The organism is Desulfobacter sp. (genome assembly GCA_028768525.1).
GTDB lineage: Bacteria > Desulfobacterota > Desulfobacteria > Desulfobacterales > Desulfobacteraceae > Desulfobacter.
Window position 1 is genome coordinate 2434372 of sequence record CP054837.1, and the last position, 25730, is coordinate 2460101.

Annotated in this window: 23 protein-coding genes; 3 read left to right on the top strand and 20 right to left on the bottom strand. The window is 53.8% G+C overall.

Annotated elements, in window-relative coordinates:
• Positions 1–114 precede the first annotated feature (114 nt).
• Together HUN04_11130 and HUN04_11135 are read left to right on the top strand one after the other, a co-directional pair.
• Positions 115–1491, top strand: a complete 1377-nt coding sequence (locus tag HUN04_11130) for a potassium-transporting ATPase subunit KdpA (GenBank protein WDP90221.1) — start codon at positions 115–117, stop codon at positions 1489–1491.
• A gap of 7 nt (positions 1492–1498) precedes the next feature.
• Positions 1499–2152: a TrkA family potassium uptake protein gene (locus tag HUN04_11135; protein ID WDP90222.1), complete on the top strand. Its 654-nt coding sequence runs from the start codon at positions 1499–1501 to the stop codon at positions 2150–2152.
• A 10-nt stretch (positions 2153–2162) separates the two neighbouring features.
• Here HUN04_11135 and HUN04_11140 read toward each other — a convergent pair whose 3' ends face one another.
• The 3 genes from HUN04_11140 to HUN04_11150 form a co-directional block, all read right to left on the bottom strand.
• Complete coding sequence (locus HUN04_11140; protein WDP93256.1) at positions 2163–2597, bottom strand: Lrp/AsnC family transcriptional regulator; 435 nt, start codon at positions 2595–2597, stop codon at positions 2163–2165.
• Positions 2594–3199: a bifunctional metallophosphatase/5'-nucleotidase gene (locus tag HUN04_11145; protein ID WDP90223.1), complete on the bottom strand. Its 606-nt coding sequence runs from the start codon at positions 3197–3199 to the stop codon at positions 2594–2596. The genes HUN04_11140 and HUN04_11145 overlap by 4 nt, the downstream gene beginning before the upstream one ends.
• Before the next feature lie 95 nt (positions 3200–3294).
• Positions 3295–4047, bottom strand: coding sequence for a DUF364 domain-containing protein (locus HUN04_11150; protein WDP90224.1), 753 nt, complete (start codon positions 4045–4047; stop codon positions 3295–3297).
• Between the two features lie 193 nt (positions 4048–4240).
• Here HUN04_11150 and HUN04_11155 point away from each other — a divergent pair, with 193 nt between their 5' ends.
• Positions 4241–5644 carry an ATP-binding cassette domain-containing protein gene (locus HUN04_11155; GenBank protein ID WDP90225.1) on the top strand — a complete coding sequence of 468 codons (1404 nt, stop codon included), beginning with the start codon at positions 4241–4243 and terminating at the stop codon, positions 5642–5644.
• Here HUN04_11155 and HUN04_11160 read toward each other — a convergent pair.
• The 17 genes from HUN04_11160 to HUN04_11240 form a co-directional block, all read right to left on the bottom strand.
• Positions 5635–6930 (bottom strand): HAMP domain-containing histidine kinase, encoded by a 1296-nt coding sequence (locus HUN04_11160; GenBank protein ID WDP90226.1) that lies wholly within the window; start codon positions 6928–6930, stop codon positions 5635–5637. The two genes, HUN04_11155 and HUN04_11160, sit on opposite strands and share 10 nt — an antisense overlap.
• On the bottom strand, positions 6931–7605 hold the full coding sequence (locus HUN04_11165) for a response regulator transcription factor (protein WDP93257.1): 675 nt from the start codon (positions 7603–7605) through the stop codon (positions 6931–6933).
• A 23-nt stretch (positions 7606–7628) separates the two neighbouring features.
• Positions 7629–9029 carry a TolC family protein gene (locus tag HUN04_11170; protein ID WDP90227.1) on the bottom strand — a complete coding sequence of 467 codons (1401 nt, stop codon included), beginning with the start codon at positions 9027–9029 and terminating at the stop codon, positions 7629–7631.
• On the bottom strand, positions 9026–12250 hold the full coding sequence (locus HUN04_11175; GenBank protein WDP90228.1) for an efflux RND transporter permease subunit: 3225 nt from the start codon (positions 12248–12250) through the stop codon (positions 9026–9028). The genes HUN04_11170 and HUN04_11175 overlap by 4 nt, the downstream gene beginning before the upstream one ends.
• The gene (locus HUN04_11180) at positions 12250–13587 is read right to left on the bottom strand and encodes a hypothetical protein (protein WDP90229.1); all 1338 of its coding nucleotides are present in this window, start codon (positions 13585–13587) and stop codon (positions 12250–12252) included. The genes HUN04_11175 and HUN04_11180 overlap by 1 nt, the downstream gene beginning before the upstream one ends.
• Positions 13588–13729: 142 nt before the next feature.
• Positions 13730–15043, bottom strand: coding sequence for a PAS domain S-box protein (locus tag HUN04_11185; GenBank protein ID WDP90230.1), 1314 nt, complete (start codon positions 15041–15043; stop codon positions 13730–13732).
• 14 nt (positions 15044–15057) lie between these two features.
• The gene (locus tag HUN04_11190; GenBank protein WDP93258.1) at positions 15058–16221 is read right to left on the bottom strand and encodes an iron-containing alcohol dehydrogenase; all 1164 of its coding nucleotides are present in this window, start codon (positions 16219–16221) and stop codon (positions 15058–15060) included.
• A gap of 313 nt (positions 16222–16534) precedes the next feature.
• The gene (locus HUN04_11195) at positions 16535–17197 is read right to left on the bottom strand and encodes an isoprenylcysteine carboxylmethyltransferase family protein (protein ID WDP90231.1); all 663 of its coding nucleotides are present in this window, start codon (positions 17195–17197) and stop codon (positions 16535–16537) included.
• A 175-nt stretch (positions 17198–17372) separates the two neighbouring features.
• The gene (locus HUN04_11200; GenBank protein ID WDP93259.1) at positions 17373–17585 is read right to left on the bottom strand and encodes a hypothetical protein; all 213 of its coding nucleotides are present in this window, start codon (positions 17583–17585) and stop codon (positions 17373–17375) included.
• Between the two features lie 216 nt (positions 17586–17801).
• On the bottom strand, positions 17802–18116 hold the full coding sequence (locus tag HUN04_11205) for a hypothetical protein (protein WDP90232.1): 315 nt from the start codon (positions 18114–18116) through the stop codon (positions 17802–17804).
• A 93-nt stretch (positions 18117–18209) separates the two neighbouring features.
• Entirely contained in the window at positions 18210–18743 is a 534-nt protein-coding gene (locus HUN04_11210; GenBank protein WDP90233.1) for a hypothetical protein, read from the bottom strand.
• 575 nt (positions 18744–19318) lie between these two features.
• Positions 19319–19933, bottom strand: a complete 615-nt coding sequence (locus HUN04_11215) for a DUF3786 domain-containing protein (GenBank protein WDP90234.1) — start codon at positions 19931–19933, stop codon at positions 19319–19321.
• Positions 19934–20467: 534 nt separating this feature from the next.
• Positions 20468–20659, bottom strand: a complete 192-nt coding sequence (locus HUN04_11220; protein WDP90235.1) for a CooT family nickel-binding protein — start codon at positions 20657–20659, stop codon at positions 20468–20470.
• Positions 20652–21071, bottom strand: a complete 420-nt coding sequence (locus HUN04_11225; protein WDP93260.1) for a DUF3842 family protein — start codon at positions 21069–21071, stop codon at positions 20652–20654. Before HUN04_11225 ends, HUN04_11220 begins: the two co-directional genes overlap by 8 nt.
• A gap of 522 nt (positions 21072–21593) precedes the next feature.
• A complete protein-coding gene (locus HUN04_11230) occupies positions 21594–23759 on the bottom strand; it encodes a hypothetical protein (GenBank protein ID WDP93261.1) in 2166 nt (721 codons plus the stop codon).
• A 172-nt stretch (positions 23760–23931) separates the two neighbouring features.
• Positions 23932–24585 carry a response regulator transcription factor gene (locus tag HUN04_11235; GenBank protein ID WDP90236.1) on the bottom strand — a complete coding sequence of 218 codons (654 nt, stop codon included), beginning with the start codon at positions 24583–24585 and terminating at the stop codon, positions 23932–23934.
• Positions 24555–25589 carry a PAS domain-containing sensor histidine kinase gene (locus HUN04_11240; GenBank protein WDP90237.1) on the bottom strand — a complete coding sequence of 345 codons (1035 nt, stop codon included), beginning with the start codon at positions 25587–25589 and terminating at the stop codon, positions 24555–24557. Before HUN04_11240 ends, HUN04_11235 begins: the two co-directional genes overlap by 31 nt.
• Positions 25590–25730 lie beyond the last annotated feature (141 nt).

A 25730-nucleotide genomic window follows, 5' to 3' on the forward strand; every position in this document is an offset into this window, starting at 1 on the left:
ATAACCCTGCCGCTTTAAAAATCAAGCTTGGCCCGGAAAATATTCAATTGAATTCACCCATTTTTTTCACTATACTTGCGTGCTGTTTTCCGGAAGGTTAAGATAAGACCCGCCATGTTAAAAAAACGCAGAAAAATACAACAGACATCCAGGCTCTCACCGGCGGCCATGACCATTGCAGGCTTTCTGGGTCTCATCGCCGCAGGCACTTTCATGCTCATGCTGCCCTGTGCCGCCCCGGCCCCCGGGCTTAAATTGATTGAAGCCTTTTTCACGGCCACCTCGGCGGTGTGTGTCACAGGCCTGTCGGTGATTGATGCCGGCACGGGGCTCACCCTGTTCGGACAGGCGGTCCTCCTTTTCCTTATCCAGGCCGGGGGGCTGGGCATCATGACCCTGTCCACCCTGGTGATTCTCCTCGCCGGGAAACGTGCCGGCCTGGGGAGCCGAAATATTCTCCAGGACACCTACACCGGCAGCGGGAAATGGTCTTCGCGCAGGATTCTCCGCCAGGTGGTATTGATCACCATGGGAATTGAACTGGCCGGGGCAGCAGTCATGTTTCCTAAGTTCCTTGAGACACTGGAACCTGCAAAAGCAGCCTGGTACGCCCTTTTCCATTCTGTGTCGGCTTTCTGCAACGCCGGATTCGCCCTGTTTCCCGACAGCCTGAGCGCCTATATCGGGGAACCTGTGGTCAATGTCACCGTCATCTTCCTAATCATCGGGGGCGGCATGGGGTTTTTGGTGATCACCGAAGTATGGGAGACACTGAAATCGGGGAAGTTAAAATTTTCCAGGCTGAGCCTGCACACCAAACTGGCCCTCTCGGCGACGCTGGTGCTCCTCCTCACCGGCACCTTCATCTTTCTGGTCATGGAACGGGGCAACACCCTGGCAGGCCTGCCCCTGGGAGAAAAATGCCTGGCGTCCCTCTTCCAATCCGTAACCACCCGCACCGCCGGGTTCAATACCGTGGATACAGGAGCACTTACCAATGAAAGCCTCTCTTTGTTCATGCTTTTCATGTTCATCGGGGCCTGCCCAGGCTCCTGTGCCGGGGGCATCAAGGCCACAACGGCAGGGGCCCTGCTGTTGCTGGGCATCTCCCGGATAAAGGGCAAGGAAGAGCCCGAAGTCTTCGGCAGAACCATCCCGGCCGAGGACATCAACCGGGCCGCCAATATCCTCATGCTGGGCATGGGAGCCGTCATCATCGGCGCCATGGTGCTGTTCATGACCGAGGCCCAGGGGATTTCAAAAATAGACGGCCACGCGGGGTTTGCGGAAATCGTATTTGAAACCGTGTCGGCCTTCGGCACTGCCGGACTCTCCATGGGAATCACCGCGGACTTTTCCATTTCCGGAAAGCTTGTCCTCTGCGCCATCATGTTTATAGGCCGGCTGGGCCCCCTGTTCATGGGCGCCGCCCTGGTCCGCCATTCCCCTTCCCGGATCCGGTATGCCCGGGAAAATATAATGACAGGATAAATTTACCATGAAACAATTTGCAGTCATCGGCATCGGCAATTTCGGCTATTACCTGGCAAAGCGTCTCTATGAACGGGGCAACGAGGTCATGGCCGTGGACATTGATCCCAAACAGATCCAGGCCGTCAAGGACCATGTCAACCAGGCTGTGGTGGCCGACGCAACCGACCCGGAAGCGTTAAAAGAACTGGGCCTGGAGGAATTTGACACCGTCATCCTCAGCACCGGTTCAGTGCTGAGCAACTCCATTCTCTCGGCCCTGAATCTTATGGAGCTGAACCTGGACAATGTCTATGCCAAGGCCCTGAGCCGGGCCCACGGCAAAATCCTGAAAAAAATCGGGGTGCCCCATATCTTTTTTCCGGAAAAGGACATGGCCGAATCCATGGCCGAACGCCTCCACGCCCCGGATCTGCTGGATTACCTGCCCTTTATGAAAGGCTATGCCATTATCAAACTCCCGGCACCGAAAAAATTCCACGGCCAGGCCCTAAGCAAACTGGATCTCATTAATAAATTCGGGGTGCAGGTGATTGCCGTGGCCGAAGGAGAGGACAAGGCGCCGGCCATGATTCCCACCGGGGGATTTAAGGTGGGGCCCAATCATTACCTGATTCTTTTAGGCCCGGACAAGGCGCTGGACAAACTCAAACGCCTATAATTGATTTCCGCTACAATTCCTTTGAGGAGGACAGCACGATACTGGTACGGGTCCTGCCAAAGGGGCTGAACCTGGAGACCAGATCTTCCAGGTCGGGCACAGCCTTGACCCGGACCTTGAGGATAAAGGCGGCCTTACCGCTGATATGATGGCATTCAAGCACCTGGGAAAGGCCTTCTGCCGTATGTTTCACCCGGTCGTAAACCGCAGCCGGGACATCCAGTTCAATGAATGCCGTGACACCGGGGGGCTCTTCTTCACGGCAGACCCTGGCATGGTATCCGGTGATGATGCCCGCCTCTTCCATTTTTCGCACCCGTTCGGTCACGGCCGGGGTGGACAGTCCTGCAATCTTGCCCAGTCGGCTGTAAGAAATCCTGGCATCGGCCTCAAGGGCCCCAAGGATCTTCTCTCCGATATCGTCCATCAGCTTGTCAAACTTCAGGCCCATCTGGATATAATCTCCTCCCAGGTACGGCACCGGATGATCTTTACATGGTCCGGGCAGGTCCTGTTCCAGGGCTTGTCAATCAGAGCCGTGGCCACCCCCATATTCTGCGCCAGAAACAAGGCCATATCCGCGGAATCCTCCACGGCCAGGTCATAATGCCTGCCAGCCAGTTCCGCCTTGGATACGGCCACGGCGGGATCGTTTCCCGGCCGGCTGTACTTGTCCACCATGATGAAATTCTCATAGGGCACCCTGTGGCGGTCCAGCCAGGCCAGGGTCACCTCCCGGGCCGAGGTGGGGCGGCCCGTGACAATATCAATGGCATGGCCCTGCTCTGCCCAGGCCCTCAAGCCCTCAACCGCCCCTGCCACAGGATCGAAGCTGATGAGCAGCTCTTCCTGGTGGACCCGGTCGAAAAAATAATGGAACTCATTATCCGTGAGCTGAAAAGAGGCCCTCAGGTCAAAGGTGGTCAAATCGTCAAAGGATACGGTCTTCCCGAACTCCGATGCCACAATCCTTGGATAGGTCTCCGTGGTTCTGGACACCACATCGTCCACATCCACATAGATTTTCTTAACTCGGCTTCTATTCATTTTCGGGTGTTCTCCAGGCGGTATACAATGACAAACCAGGGCATCATCTCATGTTCACCCGCCCAGGTCAAATAATTGCCGGCCCGGGCCGACGATTATGCTGCCTGAAAATTCACATTCACCTTATCGGTATAGGAAATGAAGACCTTCGTTCCGCCGGCCTCTGCAATGGCGCGGATCATTCCCTCCCTGTCCCGGACAATGACACCGGCGGCGCAGGAAACCGGCGTCCCCTCGTAGCAGACCGCAGCCAAAGGGGTGGAGGGGCCCAAAACAGCAATATGGCGGCAGCCGGCCGCATGGGGCAGGATATCATCAATGGTTTCATTGATAATGGAAGTGGCGGTAATCAGCGCCGCATCGCAGTCCGGCATCAGATCAGGAATTTTATCCGGCGGCAGGATGCCGGACAAAGGCTCGGGATGCATGTCAAATACGGTCAGTTCCGCCCCCTTTTTCCGGATGACCGGTGCCAGGGGGCCGAAATGGCCGACCATGCCCACACGGGTGCCGGGCGTCAATTCAATATGATCCAGGATATCCCCTGTGGTATCCGGTTTTGCCAGGGGCGCCATAACGGCATTGGCAACGGCCAGGCAGACGGAATTGGCAAGATTTCCCTTTCCTGCGAAATCAAGCAGTTCACCTGCCTCAGATCCAGCCAGCGGGCGCTTGGGAAGATTGACTGTGCACCCGCCCTTCTGCCCCTCCCTGAAAACAAAAGCCAGGCCGGAGCTTCCGTTTTCAAGTTCAGCATAGCAATAGGAGAGTCCGATATAAACCGCCTTCACCCTCTCATCACCGCCGGTCTCCCTTGCTTTTTCTGCAACATGTTCAATAAATTTCATCGCGTTTCCTTCCTTGTTTTATCCTCGGTCCCTTTTCTTCAGCCCTATAATAAAACATCGCCCTACCAGCGGCCGGGCAATTCAGTATATACAATAAAAAAAACGAAGGCCAGCCATTGATGAGGCCTCAAATACGCGGCCCGGGACATATTTATCCTTGCCCCCCGGGCGGGAAACTGGTTGAATACCGTCCATGAAAATTAAAAACTGCAAAACGGAGGGCATTTCCATCCCACGCTTTGAGGCCGGGCCGGGCCAGGCCTGGTGCATCTTCGGCGCCAACCGGTCGGGCATAGACGCCTTTTTCAGGATTCTGGCAGGTGAAGCGGCCGCCGATGATCTTGGCCCGGACACGGATATTGTACGGCCGGCCAACTGCGGGGTATTTTCCTTTGCTGGCCAGCAGGCCCTGTTTGAAACGGAACTGAAAAAAGACGATACGGATTTCATGGACCGGCTGGATCCGGGCACCCCGGCCCGAAAATTCCTGAACCGCCCCGAAACCCACCAGGACCTCATCCGGGCCTTTGCCATGGACCATGTGATGGACCATGGGTTCCGCCAGCTGTCCACGGGCCAGTCCAGAAAACTCATGCTCCTGGCCAGGATCACCCGGGGGGCGGACTGTTTGGTCATCCAGGCCCCCTACGAAGGACTGGACAGGGCCGGGTGCCGGGAACTGGACCTGGCCCTGGGTCTGTGCCGGGACAGGGGCATCCGTATTATAATCACCGTGCACAACCCCGGGGATATCCCGTTATGGGCCACCCACATCGCCGTGGTGGACAAGGGACGCCTGGCTCTGGCCGGGGCCAGAAACAGGGTAATGGATAAAATAGCCGCCATTGAGGGAACGGCGGATTTCAAAGCCGGTATCCGGGACTTGGAGGGAAAAAAGTCAAAAGAAGAAAAAGCCGAATTGGTTCGCCTGGAAAACGGGACGGCCGGATACCAGGGCCGAATTGTCTTCACGGGTGTCAACCTCGATATCCGCACCGGAGACCACACCCTCATATCCGGCCCCAACGGCTGCGGGAAATCCACCCTGCTCCAGGTCATTACCGGGGACCACCCGGCCTGCTACCGGAACCGACTGTGGATATTCGGCACCCGGCGGGGCACCGGGGAATCCATCTGGGATCTTAAAAAGAAGATGGGCATTGTCAGCGCCGACCTTCACCGGAATTATATCGTACCGGGTTCCGTGCTGGACTGCGTTCTCTCGGGGCTGTACGATTCCATCGGCCTCTACACCGCCCCCACCGAAGAAGACCGGAAAAAGGCGCTGGCCTGGCTGGACCGGATCAGCCTCTCCCACAAGGCCGGCACCCCCCTGCGCACCCTCTCCTATGCGGACCAGCGGCTGGTGCTCATTGCCAGGGCATTGATCAAGCTCCCCCCCCTGCTCATCCTTGACGAGCCCACCCAGGGTCTGGACCAGGCCAACAGGGAGGCCCTTCTGGATTTTCTGGAAGCGGTGGCCGGGGAGCGCCTGAGCACCATTCTCTACGTCAGCCACCGGGAAGACGAATACAGAAATTTTTTTGCCACCCACCTCAAGCTGGACCGGCCTGGGCGCCAGGCCGATCAGGCCTGAGATTCATCTCCCCAATTGATGGTCACCCGGGTGCCCTCCCCGGGCCGGGACCGGATATCGAGTTCCCAGCCGAACCGGCTGCACAGCCTGGAGACAATGCTGAGCCCCAGCCCGAATCCCCGGCTCTCCTCTCCCTTGATGTGGGACCGGGTCACGGTGTCCATCTGTTCCGGGGCAATACCCGTACCCGTATCGGTGACGGCCAGAGAATTTTTCTCCGCCCGGATGGTGACCGCCCCCTCCGGGGTAAACTGAAAGGCATTGCGCACCAGGTTGACCACGGTGATATAGAGGATCTCCTCCTTGACCGGCAGGCGGGTATTATGCCGGATATCCACCGCCACCGAAACCGGCTTGGATTCAATCAGGTATTGGCTGTTCTCCACGGCCTTGTGAACGGCATCGGCCACCCGGGCCGACTCTCCGGACTGGTGTTCCTCCCGGGCCAGCCAGAGAAAAGTTTCTATGGTCGTCTCCATATCCCGGATCGCCCCCCGGATTCTGTTAAGGGGTTTTTCCAGCTTGGGATTGGTGGCCACCTCCGGCTGGCCCTCCATGATCTCCACCGCCCCCTTGGCAATGGTCAGGGGGGTTCTCAGTTCATGGCTGGCATCCCGGGTAAATTGTTTTTCCCTGCGGATAAATTCCCGGATACGGCTCATGGCCGATTCAATGGTCCGGGTGAGCATGCCCACCTCCCCTGCCTTGTGACTCCCTTCCCATTGGCCCGGGATATTCTCCGGGTTCAGGCACCGGATTTTTTCCATGAGCTCGCTCACCGGCCGGAAGAGGACCCGGGATCCGATGACCCCGATGATCAGCCCCGGGACCAGCAGCAGCCCCAGTGAAATCATCAGGACCTCCCCGGGTTTCATAAATTCATTTTCCCTGAAAAAATCCCTGGCATGGAACCTCAGGTAATACCGCTCCTTGGTATCGGGGAGTTCAATCACCCCCACATGGGCAGGGGGCCTGTTGTTCCGGACCTCCACCGTATGCACCCCCGGAGGCAGGTTTTCGATCTTCGGCCGGATCCGTTCCGGGACCTGGTCAATGCCCTTAAACGCAGTGATATACTTTGAATGGGGCAGGGGGGAACTTTTATCCTGTTCGTACTGGTAAAGAAAATAATTGAGTTCCGTTTCCAGCAGGTTATCCATGAGCCGGCCGATGGCCTGGCCGGCCATGAAGAAGGTGATGACCCCGTTAATAATGATCAGGAGGGTGCAGAACAATAGTGTGCCCGCCACGACCCTGAACCGGATGCTGTGGTAAAATTTCATCATCTACTCCCGAACCGGTTTGAGCTGAAACCCCATGCCGTGCACCGTGTGAATCAGCGGGCTGTCAAAGGGCTTGTCGATACTTTTTCTCAAATTGTAAAGATGGCTGCGGAGCACATCGCTGCCCGGGGGCATGTCCCCCCAAAGGGCATGTTCCATTTCCCTGCGGGTCACCAGGTTGGGGCTTTTCTCCATGAGCAGCTTTAGCAGGGTGATGCAGGCATTGTTCAATTTGATCTCCTGGCCCCGGCGTGTCACCTCAAAGGTCCCCAGGTCCATGGACAGATCGGCCACGGTGAGCGCCCTGGCATCCGGGGCCCGCCGTTTGGCCAGGGCCCGGACCCGGGCTTCAAGCTCCTTGAGGGCAAAGGGCTTGACCAGGTAATCGTCGGCTCCCGAATCAAAGCCCAGCAATTTGTCATCCAGGGTGTCCCTGGCAGTGAGCATGATCACCGGCACCCGGCTGCCGCCCTCCTGCCGCAATTTTCTGCACAGGGTCAGCCCGTCCATACCGGGAAGCATCAGGTCCAGGACGATCACCTCATACTCATGGGTCAATGCCAGGTGCAGCCCGCCGATCCCGTCCATGGCAAAATCCAGGATAAAGCCCTTGGCCTCCAGAAACTCAGACATATTTTCCACGATGGCCGGGTTATCTTCGATAATCAGGACCCTGATCTTGTTTTCCATGTCACCTCCCTTTAATCCCCAACGATGCGGCCAGTATAATAGTCCAGCTCTTCCAGGGCAAGACCCAGGGAAATTCCGGCATCGGCCAGGTCGCCCTGGGAAGCCACAAGATTGTTCTGGGCCTCGTTCATCCGGACCAGGGAGGCCTGGCCGGCCGTATACTCCTTGTGCACCAAGTCCCGGGTGGTTTCCATGAGCCGGGCGTTCTCCTGCTGGAGATCTAAACTGAGCATTGCCGCCTCCACCCTGGAGACGGCCGTACGGATCTCTTTTTCCGCGGTTATTTGGGCCGCTTTCAACTCATTTTCCAGGGCACGCTTTTCCGCCGCGGCATTCCGCACCGCGGCCTTGTCCGCCCCTCCGGAAAAAAGGTCAAAACTGACCTCCAGCCCCAGTGAGGCGCCCAGATTGTCCGAATCGTCGAAATCCCCCAAATCGCCGGCACTGCCGGCGCCATATGTGCCTGAGAGGGATACCGTGGGAAAGAATGCCGATTTGGCACGGCTTACCCTGGCATCGGCTTCCTGGACGGCCAAACGGTCCCCATGGAGGTCCGGCCGGTTATCCAGGATATTCGAGATATCCGAATCGGGCAGGGTGGCGTCATTAGCGGCCGCGGCCCTGCAGTCCACGGCCAGCGGCGCGATTTCCATGCCCGCGGGCAGGCGGGCCTCTTCATATCCCATGAGGGCGGCCAGGCCGAAGAGATACTCCTTATACAATTGTTCCGCCGCGATCAGGGAGGCCTTGGCGGTATTGACCCGGGTCTTATAGTTCAGCACATCGCTGTAGGAGCCGGTGCCCAGGCGCTCCTTGGCGGCGGCCTCCTTTTCAAGAGCCGTGTTGTAAGCCATGTCCGACCGGGCGATCCTGATATTTTCCATGGCCAGCTGGGCATTGAAAAAGGCCTGGGCCACACTCCAGGCCAGGCCCCTCCGGGCTTCGGCCAGGGCCGTCCGGTCCATGGCTTCATTGTATACCGCCGACAGGGTATTGTATTTCCGGTAAAAACCCTGGAACAGGACCAGGGAAGCGGATACCGCAGCTGTGTACTGGGTCTCGTCGGCGGCCTGGACCAGGGCGGTTTCCTCGGTGTAATCCCGGGACGCCTTGAGGGACACCGTGGGCAGGTAGTCGGCCCGGGCCTGTTCGATGGCGGCGATGGCCTGGGCCACCCGTTCCTTTGCAGCGGCAAGGCTGGGACTGTTCTCAAGGGCTGTTTGTTTGGCCCGTTCCAGGGTCAGGCGTAATGGGCAAGCCGGGTCGGACGGCGGGACGCCAAGGGCTGGGTTTGGGCCGGAGGATCCAATGACAGCAGCATTGGTTCCGGCCTGGGCGGGACTGGCCTGGGCCGGGCCACACAAACAGAAGGAAAAAAGAAAAATTACAGCATATAATTTGAATCGTTTCATGAGATCTCTCCTGCCGGCAGGGAGAGGTCCCCGTCATCGGCATTGCGCCGGAAAGCCGGCTCAAGGGTATTGCGGCGGATATTCCTGTTAAAAAAACCGCCCGAAAACAAATAGCGGATATCGTTGATGATCACCATAAGGCAGGGCAGCAGCACCAGGGTCAGCACCGTGGCAAAGGCCACGCCGAATGCCAGGGAAATGCCCATGGGAATCAGCTGCTGGGCATGCTGGCTGGTCTCCAGTATCAGGGGCAGCAGCCCCCCCACCGTGGAAATGGAGGTGAGCATCACCGCACGGAACCTGCGCACCCCGCCCTGGTAGACGGACTCGAAGAATTCCATCCCCCGGGCCAGGTTCATGTTCACCCGTTCGATGAGGACGATGGCGTCGTTGACCACCACCCCGGCCAGGGCCACCATGCCGAATACTGAAAGCATGGAAAGCATATGGCCCATGACCAGGTGCCCCACCACCGCCCCGACCAGGCCGAAGGGAATGGTGAGCATGATGAGGAAGGGCTGGATATAGGACCGGAAAATGGCGGCAATAATCACAAACATGGCCATGATGGAGACCGGCACCCACAGGTAGAGGCTGCCAAAGGATTCCGCCGACCGCTTGGCATCCCCGTCCAGGACAATGGCCGTGTCCGGATAGGCGGCCCGGATCTCTTTGAACACCCCCTTCTCAAGGGTTGAAATCACTTCACCGGCCACGATTTTGGCGGTGTCCACATTGGCCGACACCTTGATCTGCCGATATCCGTCTTTACGGACAATGGCGGCCGGGCCGGGCCCGTACGCCATATCCGCCACCGCCGACAGGGGGACCCAGGTATTCCCGCCGGCCTTGATCTTCAACTCTTCCAGGGTGTTACGGCTCCGGCGCTCGGCATCGGTGAGGCGGACATAGACATCCACCTCGTCATTGTCCCGCTGGATTTTCAGGGCAAGGGCCCCGTAACAGGCCTGCTGGATTTCCCTGGCCAGGTCCTCGGTGGTGACACCCAGGTACCGGGCCTCGGGTTTGAGGCGCAGCTTCAATTCATTCTTGCCCGGGGCATTGTCGTCAAAGACCTGAGACACCCCCTCAATGGTGCGAAGTTCAGCCTTAATTCGTTCGGCGGCCGCCCCCATCTGATCCAGGTTGTTTCCCTGGAGGCAGATCTCCACAGGCGCACCCGGGGGGCCGGCTTCCGATGCCCCGATTTCCAACACCCTGGCACCGGGGATGGTGCCGCAGGCCTTTTCCCAGGCCGTGATAAATTCATCGGAATGGACCCCGCTTTTGCCGGGGTCGGCCAGGCTGATCCGGACCCCGCCCACATGGGGGGAGGCCGTGTCCGAATGCCCCATTTTTTCACCGGCTTCCTGGCCCACCGTGGCCAGGCGGTGCTGCACCAGGGCGCCGCCAGACAGTGTGTCAAAGGTTTGAGCCGCCGTCAGGGCGGCCGCTTCAATCCGCGCCACAGCCGCACGGGTGGTCTCAAAGGGAGTGCCTTCCGGGAATTCCACCGTTGCCGTCACAATGGAGGCCGCCTTGTCGGGAAAGACATTGAACTTGATATGCCCGCCGGCCACAAGGCCCAGACAGGCCATGACAAATGAAAGGCAGAGGCTGACAAAAAGGTACCGGTGCCTGACGCCCATGCGCAGCAGGGGCAGATAAATTCTCTCGGCAGCCATATCCATGGAAGCGATACTCTTTTTGTGGAATCCCGACACCATTGCCCGCAGGCGGTTTTGGCCGGATTTCCGGCGGCCGGTTTCCGGCAGGTCCGAAAGGTGGGCCGGCAGGATGGTCAGGCATTCCACCAGGGAGACCAGCAGGCAGCAGATCACTGCCGTGGGCAATGCCACGATGAACTTTCCCATCACCCCCTCAATATGGTAAAGGGGCAGAAAGGCAACCATTGTGGTGGCCACGGCCGCCAGTACGGGGAGTCCCACCTCGGCCACGCCCTTTGATATGGCGCCCATGGGGGAGGCCCCGTTTTTACGGTGAAAAAATATGGCCTCCCCCACCACGATGGCGTCATCGGCCACAATACCCAGGACCATGATCAGCCCGAACAGGGTGACCTTGTTCAGGGAAATCCCCAGAAAATGGACAAGGGCCAGCCCCCCGAGCAGGGATACGGGAATCCCCATACCGGCCCAGAAAGAAATCCGGGTATCCATGAACAGCCAGAGCAGAATAAAGACAAATACAAGGCCCATGGCCGCATTGGAATAGAGGGTATCCAGGTTGGCACGGATGCTTTCGGTGTTGTCCGACAGGATGATAATCTCGGATCCGTCCGGAAGCTGTGCATTTTTCTCCTCCCGGTATTGAATGACCCTATCGGCAATATCAATGGCGTCTTCCTCGCCGGCAAGGATATTGAGCATCACCGCGGGTTTGCCGTTGGCCCGGATGGACAGTTCATTCTGGGTAAACCCGTCCTTGATATTGGCCAGGTCCCTGAGCAGCAGGGTCTGGCCGTTGGTGCCGGACACGACTTTGATGCTGCCCAGTTCCTGGCCCGTATATTTCCGGCCCATGGTCCGCAGCCGGATATCCTCCGCCGTGGTCTTCAGGGTGCCGCCGAACCGGTTCAGGCTGTCCCCGGCGATGACATCCGCCACCTCGTCCAGGGTGAGGTTATACTTGCGAAGGACATCCTGGGAAATTTCAACGGAAATTTCATAGGCACGGGTGCCGGAAAGGTTGACCTGGCTGACCCCGGGCAGGCGCTGGAGTTCCTTTTTAACGGTATCTGCCCATTCCTTGAGCCGGGCTTCGTCCATATCGCTGACCAGCCCCAGGCTGATCACGGCATGCTGGATGGAAGGCCGGTAAACCGACGGGCGTTCCGCGTCCTCGGGAAAAGAATTGATGCTTTCCACCTCATTGCGGACCCGGTCCAGGAGCCGGTCGGCATCGTATCCGTCGGTAACGGTCACCGTCGTGGTAGACGCCCCTTCAGCCGAGGTGGACGTGTATTCATCAACGCCTTCCAGGCCGTCTATGGCATCCTCGACCTTCCGGGAGATGCCCTCTTCCACCTCTTCGGGGTCGGCCCCGTCATAGGCCACGCTGATGACAATGGTATCCAGATCCATCTCGGGCATGTCCTCCCGGACCATGACCGTTCCGGCCAGCAGTCCCGCGACCATGATGGCGCACATGGCAAGATTGGCAAACACCCGGTTCCGGGCAAAGGCAGTGAGCAGTCCCATCAGTTCTTTCCTCCGGATACCATTGCCATTTTGTCGCCGGCCCCGGAGACGGCAATGGAGAGCAATGTATTTTCAATGGGGTTGGCCAGGGCCGAGGTAATCAGATAATCCCCGGGGTCAAAGGCCCCGGTCACCCAGGCGTGGGTATCATCAGCCGTGACCCGGCTGACCTTAAGGGTTTTCAGTTTCATCGCCCGGGCAATATATACGGTATTGTCCCCGTTCAGGGCGGTGATGGGAATTTTCACGGTATGATCCACCCGGCGGCCCTTAAACATCACCTTGCAGAACATCCCCTCGGTCAGGGGGATATCCCCGCCGCCGGCACCCGCCGTCACCCGGACAGCCAGGTAGACGGTTCTGGAAGAAGCATCGTACCGGACCACCCGGTGGATTTCTGCGGCGGCAGAGGCCGTGACCGTGCCAGTCACGCTTTCCACCCGGCAGCCCACCTCTTTTGCCCCGGCAGACAGGCTGCCCCCATTGCCCAGGCCGAGGATGTCAAAGGCGTCCCTGTCGCCCAGGGGCACCTGGATTTCAAGGACCCTGTCATCGGCAAGGGTCAGGGCGGCGGCGCCCGCCGCCATATAGGCCCCGGCCTCAACGGCTTCGACCTGGATACGGCCTGAAAAAGGGGCCCGTACCGTGCACCGGGCCAGGTTCAGCTCGGCGGTTTTCAAATCCGCCCGGCTCTTTGCCAGATTGTTTTCCGCCTCTGTGATCTGGAGGGGATAAAGGGCAATGGTTTTCTTCAGGCTCTTTTCCGTATCCAGCAGGGAATTATAACTCTGTTCGGCGGCTTCCACATTGGAACGGGTGCCCACCCGGTCCTGTTCCAAAAGTGTTTTCAGCCGTTCATATTCTGCCTTGGCCAGGAGGGTGTTTTTTTGGACAGCGGCCAGCCGGTCCCGGTCCCGTTCAAGGGAAATCCGGTATTGACCGATTGCGGCCCGATCCAGTTTCACCTCCGCCCTGGCCTTTTCCAGGGAAATGGCATAATCGGTCTCGTCGATCCTGAAAAGAAGGGCGCCCTTTTCCACCATTCCCCCCTCTTCCAGGGCCGGATTTTTTTCTATGATGTTGCCGGAAACCCGGGGAGAGATTTCCAGGACATTGACCACGGCGGCCTGGCCGTAGCCCGAGGCCCTGAGCCGGACCGATACGGTTTCAACGGGAACCGCCGACACAGACAGCTGTTTGGGCACTTGGGGGGTGTGGGGCGGTGCCTGCCGGGAAGCGGCCAGCTTTGCCGCCCCCAGCATGCCGGCGCCCGCCACCAGTATACAGAGCCCTGCGGTCAGCAGATAACGGCCCCATTTCAATTTTTTCAAAAACATCACATCCTCCTGATTTAAAAACTGTTCACCGGTTCATTGATAATATTGTTCCGGATTCTACCGCCCACCATGTGGAAAAGGTGTCGATAAAAGGTGAAAAAAATGTGAAATGCTTAAATTTTAAAGAAAGGATGAGCCTGAATTATTCTGGAAGGGGCAGATGGATGATGAATTTGGTGCCCACGCCGGGGGTCGACTCCACCCGCATATCTCCGCCGTGATTTTCTTTGATGATAAAATAGGAAACCGACAGCCCCAGCCCGGTTCCGACACCGGTTGATTTTGTGGTAAAAAAAGGTTCAAAAACCCGTTTCCGGACCGAGGCCGCCATGCCCGGGCCGTTATCTTCTATCTCCATTCTCAGCATACGGCGATTTTTTTCAGATGCGAGGCGCAGGATAAACTGTGGGGCCTTCTGGTCCGGGCTTTCCTGCATGGCATGGGCACCGTTGCGGAGGATGTTTAAAATGACCTGCTGGATCTTGCCGGCTTCACAGGGGAGCAGCGGCAGGTTATCCTCATACTCTTTAACAATCTCAATGGTTTTAAAATCATAGCGTTTTTTCAAATCGTAATCCGTGGATGCCAGTTCAATGGTCCTGTCCAGCAATTCCGGCAGATCATGGGAGGATACAATGGCATCGCTTTTCCGGGCAAAACTGAGCATATTGCTGACGATCTGGGCCACCCGCTTACCCGAGGCGGTGATGGCCTCAAACATCTGCGGCACCCTTCGGGCCGCCATAAAACGGGTAATTGCAGCCATTGTTGTTCCTGCCTCTTCGGCCGCCTTCTGATTTGCGGCGAGGTCCCGTCCCCCCAACCGTCCGGCCAATACATCTGCGGTCTGAAGCATTCCGGCCAGGGGATTGTTGATCTCATGGGCCATGCCGGCGGCAAGGCCGCCCACGGAAAGCATTTTCTCACTTTGGAGCATCATCTCCTGCATTTGTATTTTCTCGGTCACGTCATCAATACGGATCACGGCCCCCTCAACCTCACCGCGGAGAAGAGGATAGATGGCGATATCTTCATAGAGGTCATCATGGGTCGATGACCGCCGGCATTGGTGTTCCGTTTTTATTTCCCCGCTGTGTATGCTTTCCGTAATCTCTCCCATAAGTGGTTCCAGGCTGGGCATTACATCGGAAAGATTCTGGGTGCAGGCGGCATCCGAGGTGATACCTGTGGCCCTTTCCGCGGTTTTGTTCCAATGGGTGACCTTGAGGTCCACATCCACCCCGACCAGGACAGAGGGCATGGAATCAATGATATTGATGATATAACTCTGGGCCTTTTGAAGTTCTCTGATTTTTTTCTGAAGCTCGGGGTAATAGCTTTTCCGGGCCGAAAACTTGCCCAGGCCGATGATACTATGGAGTTGCTCCTGTTCGTCCGGGGATTTTCCGGCCTTTTCGTTCAATATCCCATTGGGATGGGGTCTTTTAGATTTCATGACCGTTCACCCCTTTACATGGCATCTTCATAGACAACCTCAATATCACGCCTGCCGGCTTTGTACGGGTTGGTCAGCATACAGGCGTCCTTGAGGGCTTTCCGGGCAAGCTCGCCGGTATCGGCGCTTTTAACTCCCCTTTTGGCAAGCTGGTTCGTAATACCGACCTCATTTTTAAGCCTTTGAATACGGCTGACCAGCCTCTCCTTGACCATTCTGCCGGTTGTGCCCCGGGTATCAATACCCATGGCCTGGGCAACGGCCTTGAATTTTTCCTGTGCCGAATCATAATTCAAATTAATGACATGGTCCAGAAGCATGGCATTGCATTCGCCGTGGGGCAGGTCAAGAAATCCGCCAAGGCTGTGGGCCATGGCATGGACCGCGCCGAGGCTTGCATTTGAAAATGCAAGGCCCGCCTTCATACTGGCCAGCATGATGTTCTCCCTGAGGGCCGGGTTCCCCTGTTCCTTTAGCAGGGCGGGCAGATCACGGGATACTATTTTTATGGCTTCCAGGGCATGGCTGTCCGTCAACGGGCCGCTGCCCGTGGATACGAAGGCCTCAACGGCATGGACAAGGGCGTCCATGCCGGTGCATGCCGTAAGGTAGGCATCCATGGTCGTGGTGGTTTCAGGGTCAATCAGGGCGATATCAGGAACAATGGCCTTGCTGACGATGGCGATTTTAACCCGTTCATCCCTATTGGTAATAATACAGAATTGGGAAAGGTCCGCGGAAGTCCCGGCGGTTGTGGGGATGAATATCATGGGCGGTACGGGGACGATGATTTTATCCACGCCTTCGAATTCAAGAATATGCATATGGTTCGAGCATACCATGCCGATGCCCTTTGCACAGTCCATGGGGCTGCCGCCGCCAATGGAAATAATCACGTCGCAGGCCTCCCGGGTGTAGATCTCAGCCCCCGCCATCACTTCGTCAGCCCGGGGATTGGGGGAGACATCGGAAAATACGTGATAAGGAATACCGGCCTGATCCAGGCTCAGTGTCACATCCGCCAGCCATCCGGCGTCGATGATGCCTTTATCCGTAACAATCAGCACCTTTGACGCCATGAACTGCTGGGCATACCTTCCGGCGAGGGTCCGGGCCCGGGCACCGAAAATCAATTCAGGCGAAACGAATCTTCTCACATTCATGATATCCGACATGATCACCTCTCCTTGACCTTTCTGCTGTTGATAAAAAAGGCAGGTATATTGAGAGTCGGCAGATGCGTTTCCACTCAAACCAGATAGACAGGGATACAAGCCGTCAGGGGAGATTGATTTTTCCGACTACCGATTTCAAAATAACAATAATCGGATTGTCTGTAAAGGCGATTAACTTTGAGGCTCCGGGCCACGGCATTTGGAATTCGGGCCTAACCCGGCAGCGACAGGGCAACGGAACGCCGCTAAACTTCAGCGAGTTTGGTGGAACGACTGGTTGGGCAAAAATATTCACTTGTTCCATCAATAAGTTCAATCACCATACACCCGGTAAGAGGCGATAGCGCACTTGTTGAGTGTATGTGGAATATCCGCTGAGTTCTGCCGTAAGCACCTGATCTTCTTTAGCCGTTCGAAAAATAAGCAGTAAGACTGTTGCCAATCCCAGTGGTAGGACTGCCCACGATCCCAAGACCATTGGTACAGATAAATTAAAAATTAACGATCCGGCATACCCTGGATGGCGTATTATGCGATATGGTCCCGTTGTCATAACTTTATGACCTCGGTCTTCCTGGATGCGTACATGACTTGAGAAAAACGGATTCGCAGCAATTGAAAGATATGTGAGAATAGCTGCCATAATCATCAGAACTAGAGCAGCGCCTGACACAGCGAGCGGTACTGCAGGAAAAAATTGAAAGCGCTTATCGAAAGCCGCAATTATAACCATGGAAGGTAGCGCGAGATTAATGAGCCGAACAAATTTAACATCCCATGGTTTAGATTTTGTGTTTGCTGTTTGTCGTTCTTCGGCAAGGCCGGGTAATTTTTTGAAAAGCTTGGAAGTGAACCCTCCAATAATTGCCATTAATACGATGAATACCCAAGCATTCCACCATGCCCAAGTCCCTGCGACGTAGAATAAGACCGTAATGAAAACAATCCCTGCTATTAGACCCAATATCCTTTTCTTCATTTCATCTTTTTTCCATTGCTAAATCTGTGAGTTTCTGAGCCCAACGCTGCCCTTCAGCCGGCGGGCGGCTCACAACGAAGACCGCCGAAAGGCGAGGAAGGCCGATTAAAAATTACTGTTCAAAAAAACTGCGCCGTAAGCCCACTCGGTGTACAAGGCCTCTGTTAGTTTTTAATTACCTGTTTTTAATTACAAAATATCCAATCACAACGATTGCTGTTGCCAAAACACCAACAGCGCTAATATAAAAATTTTGATTTGATTCATCATTTAAGAAAGAATTTTTCTTTTTTGGATATTTTCCGAATGTCAGGATTTTTACTATTGGATAGCCGATGAAATAAAATCCAATTTCAAAAATAAACTCAACGAAAATTCCAAATAAGATCTTTCCTAAACCAACGAATAAACTTTCTATTACGGAACCTAACATTCTAAACCTATTACAAAAGTAATTTTTTATGAAAACTAACGCTTGAGCTGAGGGGCCGGGCGTTTAACCCGAAACCTCAGATAATAGTTTTCAGTTTCTTGAACCGCATACTTCCGAAAAAGTTCGCAGTACGCCCGGTCCCACTCCAGCGATTGGTTATATTTTTACCCGTTAATCTCCATAGAAAACAAGCCCTTTGTCATTGGTGATTGCCCCTGTAAGAATATCCCGGAATTCTATCAGGGTTCTAAGCTTATTCAGATCCTTTTCCTTTTCGAGAATTTCTAAGACGCACTCGTATAATGGAGAAATAGTTCCTTTGGGTAATTTCAAATCACCATACTCATCAATAAATTTCCCAGTGCGTTGTTTATAAAGATCATTGCATTCTGCTAAATGAACTAAAGAAAGATCATTGATTGACCAAATGTAGTCTTCTTCAGTTGGATTTGTTTGCTTGCTGTAATAGAAAATTTCAATTCCCATAGTTTGCTCGAAATATAACGGTTGAACTGACGGGCCGCGCCACAGCGCTCGAAAAAGGCGGCTGAGCTGCTCGCGGTCCCGTCCAGTGATTGGTTAAAAGGCGCGTCGTTCAAAGTATGCATCCATCCATGCTCGTTCGATCCACGCCATTTCTCCATTTTGCTTAATCTGACTGACAATTGCTTTGGGCTCGATCTTTTTTGCCCATTTAAGGAAATTTACAATCGCATCGCAGATTTCAGTCAGATATGTGTTTGCTTTATTATCAGAAACATTTGAAAAATCGTAACGCTCATAATCATAGTTCAGATTTTGACATTTATATATCCACTTTTTGGGTTTTGCAGTGGTAATAAAACTTGGCTTGAACTTAAAAGGATAAGAAAAGACTTCAGGCTCAAATTTAGTTGGTATTTTCTCATTCAAATTCGGCAAATAGCTATGTCTAAAGCATAACATATGAGAGATTGAACCAAGGGTGGACATCCTGCCTCCAAGGCGTATTAGGCTGACGTTTACGTTTCCGTCATCATAAAAAATGCTCTTCCCGGCAGTTTTAAAGCCTATACTCTGCAAAGGCTTAATTATGATATCTTTAAATAACTCTTCGAATTGTTCTTTTTCCATAGCCTTTTAACATTAATTATGTTGCTGCACGTTTTTAGACGTTTTGGGTTCAAACTCCGCTTTTTATACCGATGGGTCAAAAAATCGAATTTATCAGTGAAACGCTTTACCTGACTGATTTTGCATTTATCTTGGCCTTGTCGACCAAGCCACAATTTGTTGTTATTTTAATGGATATATTGCAACCATATAATTTACAAGAAAAAATATCCGGCCTATGAAATTCAAATGGCATCTTTTCAAAAAAATCTGTTAGGAAGGGCTGGCTTTCTGAAAACAGCACCTTTTTACATCTCCTGAGTCAACCAATGCGATTCCCATTTGAGAAATACCAAGGTCATCGATCATGGTATTAGCTGTCGTTTTTTCTCGTGATCCCCAAACCACTACATCTGGTATCCGGTCTTAATCTGAACTTGCGGGAAAAAGAAAGATTATGCCCTGTTTTTTTTCGAAAGATGGAGGAGATTCTCAGAGAATCAGTTTTATCCGGTATTTTCTTCCCTTTTCAGCATATTGGGGGCGTCCCGATATATTTGTGGTCGAAAAAATTCTTAAAAAAATGGGGCCGACAGTTAGTTTATCCCAGCAAGAGTTTTTAATCGTTTTGTAAACGTTACTCCAACCATAATAAGGGATTCTGGGTCGAGATATTCACCGGCGTGGCGTTGATATAGAATTGAAGTGGATGCTGGAAATTCTTCATCACCATCATTAAATAGCAAAAGAATTTTGATTTTCGGTAGAGCTTGGACTTCCACCGAAACATCATATGTGGCATCCATTTTAAATGGTTTACAGCCTATTTTTTTGGCCGCCCCAGTCAGAGCATTAATCTTGCCGGTAAAATTTTGAAGGATAGGGCGCTCCGCATCACTTTTAAAAACATTTATATTTGTGAACTGCGAGTTCAAATCAGTGAGCGTTGTCCACTCCTCATTTACAGAAGGGGCCTTAGGACATAACAATAAATATTTTGCAAGTACCACACACACCATGTATCCAGGCCGGTTGCCCGATTTATCCGCTATTCCTTTCCCAGAAACCAAATACTCCTCACCTAACAAGGGGACAACAATGCTCTCGTCCCTCACCTCTACGCCCAGGGTGTCTTTAATTGATAAAATATCAAGTTTTGAAATTTGATGACAATAGTCTTTATAGTGGTCTTCATGAAAAACGGTGCTCATTTATCCCCTTCCATTTTTAGATTTTTTATGCTTTTCCTTTGTTCGTATCCTGAAAATATAAAAAACAAACCAACCTAATCATCTGCCTGGAATTGTAGACTTCGTAATTATATAAACTCTATGAGTTCATTTTTTATAAACCAGTATGCCAGCCACTATATACTGATTCTTCTGGGCTGATTAAGTCGCCTCTTAATAAGTTTAAAATATTTTTTAGAAAAGGTTGCTGCCCATCACCGACAACTGACAAAGTCCTTGCCACAGATGTCTACTTAAAGGATGTACTTTAGGCAGTGAATAGAATTACTGATCCAGGGATCTGTTACCTCCTCTGTCGAAAAGTTTACAAAGTATCCCTATGGAGGATGCCGTTGATTAACCAAACTACACGATCAAAGCCCCTTGCAGTTGTCGGGTGTCATTTGAAATGAAAGAATACCTGAGAGAAAACCCTTCAACATGGTCATAAAGGAAATTCAAAGCAAACCAAACCTCAGATCAAAAGTTATAGTCCTTTCAAAGGATTCGTTTTAATCATTCCCTTTCAAACAGGATCTTATGGTCGACCAAATTCATCCCTTTAATACGGGCTTTGATGATTTTCTGCTCACCAAAAATATCCACGATACGCCAGGCATTCGGGCCATCAGGCTCCACAATGTCAACAGACTCCAGCAACAGTTCTTCCTCATTATCCTGAACCAGATATGCATTTGCTTCACACATAGGACATCATCTCCTTTAATTGTTCCAATGCTTCTTGCCCTAAATGGGGCAAAGGTTCTTTAACAATACCGATTATTTTGATTTGTTCTTTTGAAAAGGGGAGAAGAATTTTCACAGCTGAACTGGAGATTACAGCTTCGGCAATCCCAGGAGTCACCTCGCCAAGCATGGCATTAGCCCAGGTCACGGCGATGGGCCCAAGAATATAGTCAACCCTGGGGACAGTGTGACAGATAGCGCTTTCTCCACTAGCACCCTTATTTGCACCGGCTTTGAGCATCTGGGCCGTTGCAATGGCATTGGTGCCTAGGGCAATCACCTCCACTGATTCAACAAACTCAGTCTTTAAATATTTGATAAGCGCTGCACCAATTCCGCCGCCCTGACCATCGATGACACAAATAGATACCATCGGCATAAAACCTTTCCCGTAAAAAAAACCATAAAGATTATAATTAATTCAACCTTCATGGCCGTTTTTTATTTATGCTAACCAACTTGGAAAAGACTACCTTCATGGCATCTAAGTTGACCTTAATTTAATAAATCCAGAGTTGCGAGTCAATGAATACATTGAATTTTGCAAAGAGTTGATTTTGAACGTCAGCCCATCTAATAAAGAATCGATTGAGTATGAAACAAACAAGGATAACCAGGAGTTAGTACCCCTTTGTTGGAGATGCGCAGTAACTATATCTCTACTAATTTATCTGTTAGAATTTACTTGAAACCCAATTCATAAAATGAGGAGTTTCAAGTGGGGCACCAGTATTAGCTGTCGTTTTTTCTCCTGATTCCCAACCACAACATCTGGTATGCGGTCATATTCTGAATTTGCGGAAAGAATCAAGGCAGCCCGGTCCGGACTGCCCCTTGGATGATGGCGTCATTGCCCCACAAGCCGCTGAGCCCTAAACGAGGGTGGGGATAAAAATCATGCGCTCTGGCGCAGGGCGTAAACCACGGCGGCCCGGAGCGCCCGTTCCCGGATGCAGCCGGGGACTTCCAGTTTCATGCGGCGCAGCATGGGCACAATGGCTGCCGGCGGTTTGGAAAAGAAGTGGCGGACGATGCCGGCCACGGTTCGGTACTTCCGGGTGGCCACGCTGTCCTTGAGGCCCCTGAGCGCCCGGGCCAGGGTAATTTCCTCGTTTGTATAGTCGGTGCCGAAGGGAAAGTCCTTGAAATAGCCCTGGGCCTTGAGGGGGGCCAGGCGCTTGGCGATCTGGTCCGGGTAGTTGTTCCGGAATTCCCCGGGGATTTCATAGTCCGCGGCAAGCTTGCCGGATTTCTTGGCCTGGGCCATGAGCTCATCCTGGAACCTGGAATCGGCAATATTCAGCATGGCGGCGATCACTTCCTGGTCGCACTTGCCCCTGAGATCGGCAATCCCGTACTCCGTGACCACGATATCCCGCAGATGCCTGGGGATGGTGGTGTGACCGTAGTTGAAAACGATATTGGAGGAGAGTTTGCCCTTGGATTTCTTGGTGCTGCGGCTCATCATGATCAGCCGGCCGTCTTCCAGGGCATGGGCCATGGAAACGAAATTGTACTGGCCGCCGACCCCGGATACGATATTGCCGCTTTCAAGGCCGTCGGAAACCACCGCCCCAAGGAGGGTGACCATCATGCCGGCATTGACGAACCGGCCGTTTTTCCGCTGGAGGGTTCTGAGTTTTTCCCCCCCGTAAAGCTGGTTCACCACATCCACACCGGTCATGGAAAAGAGTTTTCTTTCCTCTTCGGACATATCGTTGAGGGCCTTGTAAAAATCCTTGGGCCCGATGAAGAAAGCGCCGTGGCAGACCACCCCTTCCCGGAGGCGGTCACCCAGATTCGCCTCCAGCAGCGCCCGGGTCTCTTTGTCGCCGAGATCTGCCGGATATGCCCTGTCCTTGTGGATGATGGAGCCGTCCATGAACTCAAAGGGGCCGTTGATGATGCCGTACTTCATCAAAAGCCTGAAATCGGCCTTATTCAGCCGTTCCCGGATGACCTCCTGCTTCATCAGGATATCCAGGATATTGGCGGGAATCTTTTCGGTGATCTCGCCGCTGTTGATCAGCGCCTGGATGCCGGCGTTGTCGTATACTTTGCGCTTGAGAACCCCGTTGTTGTAAAGCTGGATAAACACATCCACCAGCATTTCCGTGGCTCCGTAAAGGCCTTTTTCAAAGGTATCGGTGCCGCCGATCCGTTCAATCAGGGCGCCGTACCGGTCCTTGATATTAAAGGCGTCCAGGGCCTTTTGATAGGCGTCGTTTTTCCTGTGGCGCATGATCAGGCCCGAGGCAATGGCATCCCCCAGGGAGCCGATGCCGATCTGGAGGGTGCCCTCGTCTTTGATCAGGGTGGATACGTTGAGGCCGATCATATGGTCTGCCGGGGCCACAGCGGCCTTGGGCACGGAAAAGAGGGGGAAATTATATTCGGGGGCGTCCAGGATAATATCGTAAATGGAGGATTCCATCACCGCATCCCCGTACATATAGGGAAGGTGGGAGTTCAGCTGCCCGACAATCATGACCTTTTTCCCCTGTTTCCTCACCTCCATCATCTTGGCAAAGCCTTCAACGGTGAGGTCGGGGTTGCAGCTCATGGAGACCCAGTTTCTGTCCCCTTCGGGATGGGGGGCGATCATGTTGCCGATGACATTGAGGCCGTTGTCAATGAGGTCCCTCACCGCATGGGTATAATTGGAGGAGATGTAATTTTGCTGGGCATAGGGGGAATTCAGGTAGCCGCCGGCCTTGGTGAAAAACTCGGAGATCCGGACGTTGGACGGCAGCTGGTTCTTCCTCAAATCCTTCATGTACTCAAATTCGACAAATCCATTCCATATCCGCTTAACAATGGGGTCCAGCAGCCGGGCTTCAAGGGTGGAGGAGGCAGAGGGTTTTTCAAGGGAGAGGGCGGTGATAATGGTCAGGTCGATGGAGGGATCTTTCTTGGCCCTCAGATAGAGGGCATTGGCCAGGTGGTTGGGCTTTCCCAGGGCCAGCGGGATGCCGAATACGATTTTTCGCCCCACGGTTTCAATTATACGATCAACACAGATTTCCACATTATCTAAGAACTGAGCTTGTGTTGTTTCCATCATTCCATCCCCCTTTTCCAGGCTGTCATGACCCGATGCTTAATCATTTTAATCATCTGCTAACACATACGGCCATGTTCTAAAGGAGGTGGCAAATATATACAATCGATAAAGGACCGGTTTTAAACAGGGCGGAACACCGTTTACAGCCTAGGTAAAAGACCTAGGTTCTTTATTGGTGGCTCTGCACCCAGGTGACGGCATGCTTCATCAGCTCGGTGGCTGATTTCAGGTTCATCTTTTTTTTGATGCTTTCGTGGTAGGTGCCGATGGTTTTTACGGAAAGGCTGAGCATATTGGCGATTTCGCTCCGCTTGAAGCCCTGGCCGATGAGCTGGAAGACCTCCAGTTCCCGGTTGGAAAGAATATCCACCGGTTGTTCCCCGTCCCCTCCCTGGCCGGTGACCATTTTGCCCAGCAGGGCATCCACCATCCGGGCGGAAAGATACCGCTTGCCCCAGAGGACCTGGCGGACCGCAGAAACCACGTCGGCGGTCATCTCCTGCTTGGTGATATAGCCCAGGGCCCCGGCCCGGAGTACCCGTTCGGCATAGAGGGATTCATCATGCATGGAGATGACCAGAATGGGCAGATGGGGATAATGTTCCCTGAGGTACTCGATGAGATCCATGCCGGACCGGTCCTTGAGGGTGATGTCCACGATGGCCAGATCCGGCTTCACCTTTTCCAGAAGGTCAATGGCGCCGTTCACGCTTTCGGCCTCCCCCACCACTGCCAGGTCGTCCTCTTCGTTGATGAGCTGGGCCAGCCCCTTACGGAATACGGGGTGGTCGTCTACAATAAATATTTTTTTGCGATTCTGCACCGGACGATGGTCCCCCCTGACGGATTGTCGATAATTTCCAGCCGGGCCCCGATAAGGTCCGCCCTGTGCTGCATGATGACCAGGCCGATGCCCTTGCCGGGCCCGTCGGCCCCGGCCATGCCCCTGCCGTCGTCCCTGATGTCCACGAGAAAGTCTGCACCCCTTTCTTCCAGCCGGATATCAATGACCCGGGCTTCCCCGTGTTTGGCGGCATTATTCACGGCTTCACGGATAATGTAATAGACATGGGTCAGGGCCGTGGCATTGGAAAACTGCACCCTTGGAATGCGGATATCCACCCGGCATTCCATGCCGAATGCCTTTTCCACTTCCTTGGCATAGCGCTGGAAGGCGTTCATGAATCCGGTGTCGGCCAGGTTCACCGGCACCAGTCCCCGGATCATGGCCCGGGTCTTCTGGATGGCCTGGTTCACCAGTTCCCGGATTTCACCGGCCAGTTCAGCCTCGGGGTGGCCCTGTTTTTCCAGGCGGCCGGCCAGAAGCGAGGACATGGCCTCCACCCCGGCCAGATGGGAGCCCAGATCGTCATGGAGCACCTGGCCCATCTGCCGCCGTTCCTCCTCGCTGATCCGGGCAATTTCCCTTTCAAGTTGCTTCTGCTTGGAAATATCGGTGATGGATGCCACACTCTGTTTGGTCCCCTTGATCAGGGCAACGGTGAGGATGCATTCCTTGATCTCCCCTTTTTCCACCATCACCCGGCAGGGGTAGTTCCTCGGGGCCTTTTCCGGGTCCCTGCGCCGCAGCCTGTGGTTGGCAATCACCTTCTCCCGGTCTTCTTCGGCCAGGAGTTCAGGAAACTTCATCTTTCCTTCGATGCTGGATTTTTCAATTCCGGAAATCCGCTCCAGTTCGGAGTTGACCATGGAAATGGTCATATCGTTTTCGATAAGAATAGTGGCGGTGCCGGTATTTTCAAAGATGGTCTTATACCGGACATAGGTTTGATCCAAAATTTTTTCAGCCTGTGACACTGAATCCATGGCCGCACAACTCTCCCTCAAGTCTGCATCATTACCACGGCACTCACCTTATCAGCAAAGTTATCTCTTGAACAGTGCCCCGGGCATTTTTTTCGTCCCCCGCCATTCCTTATCCGAATACCGCTTCAGGGTCCACATGTG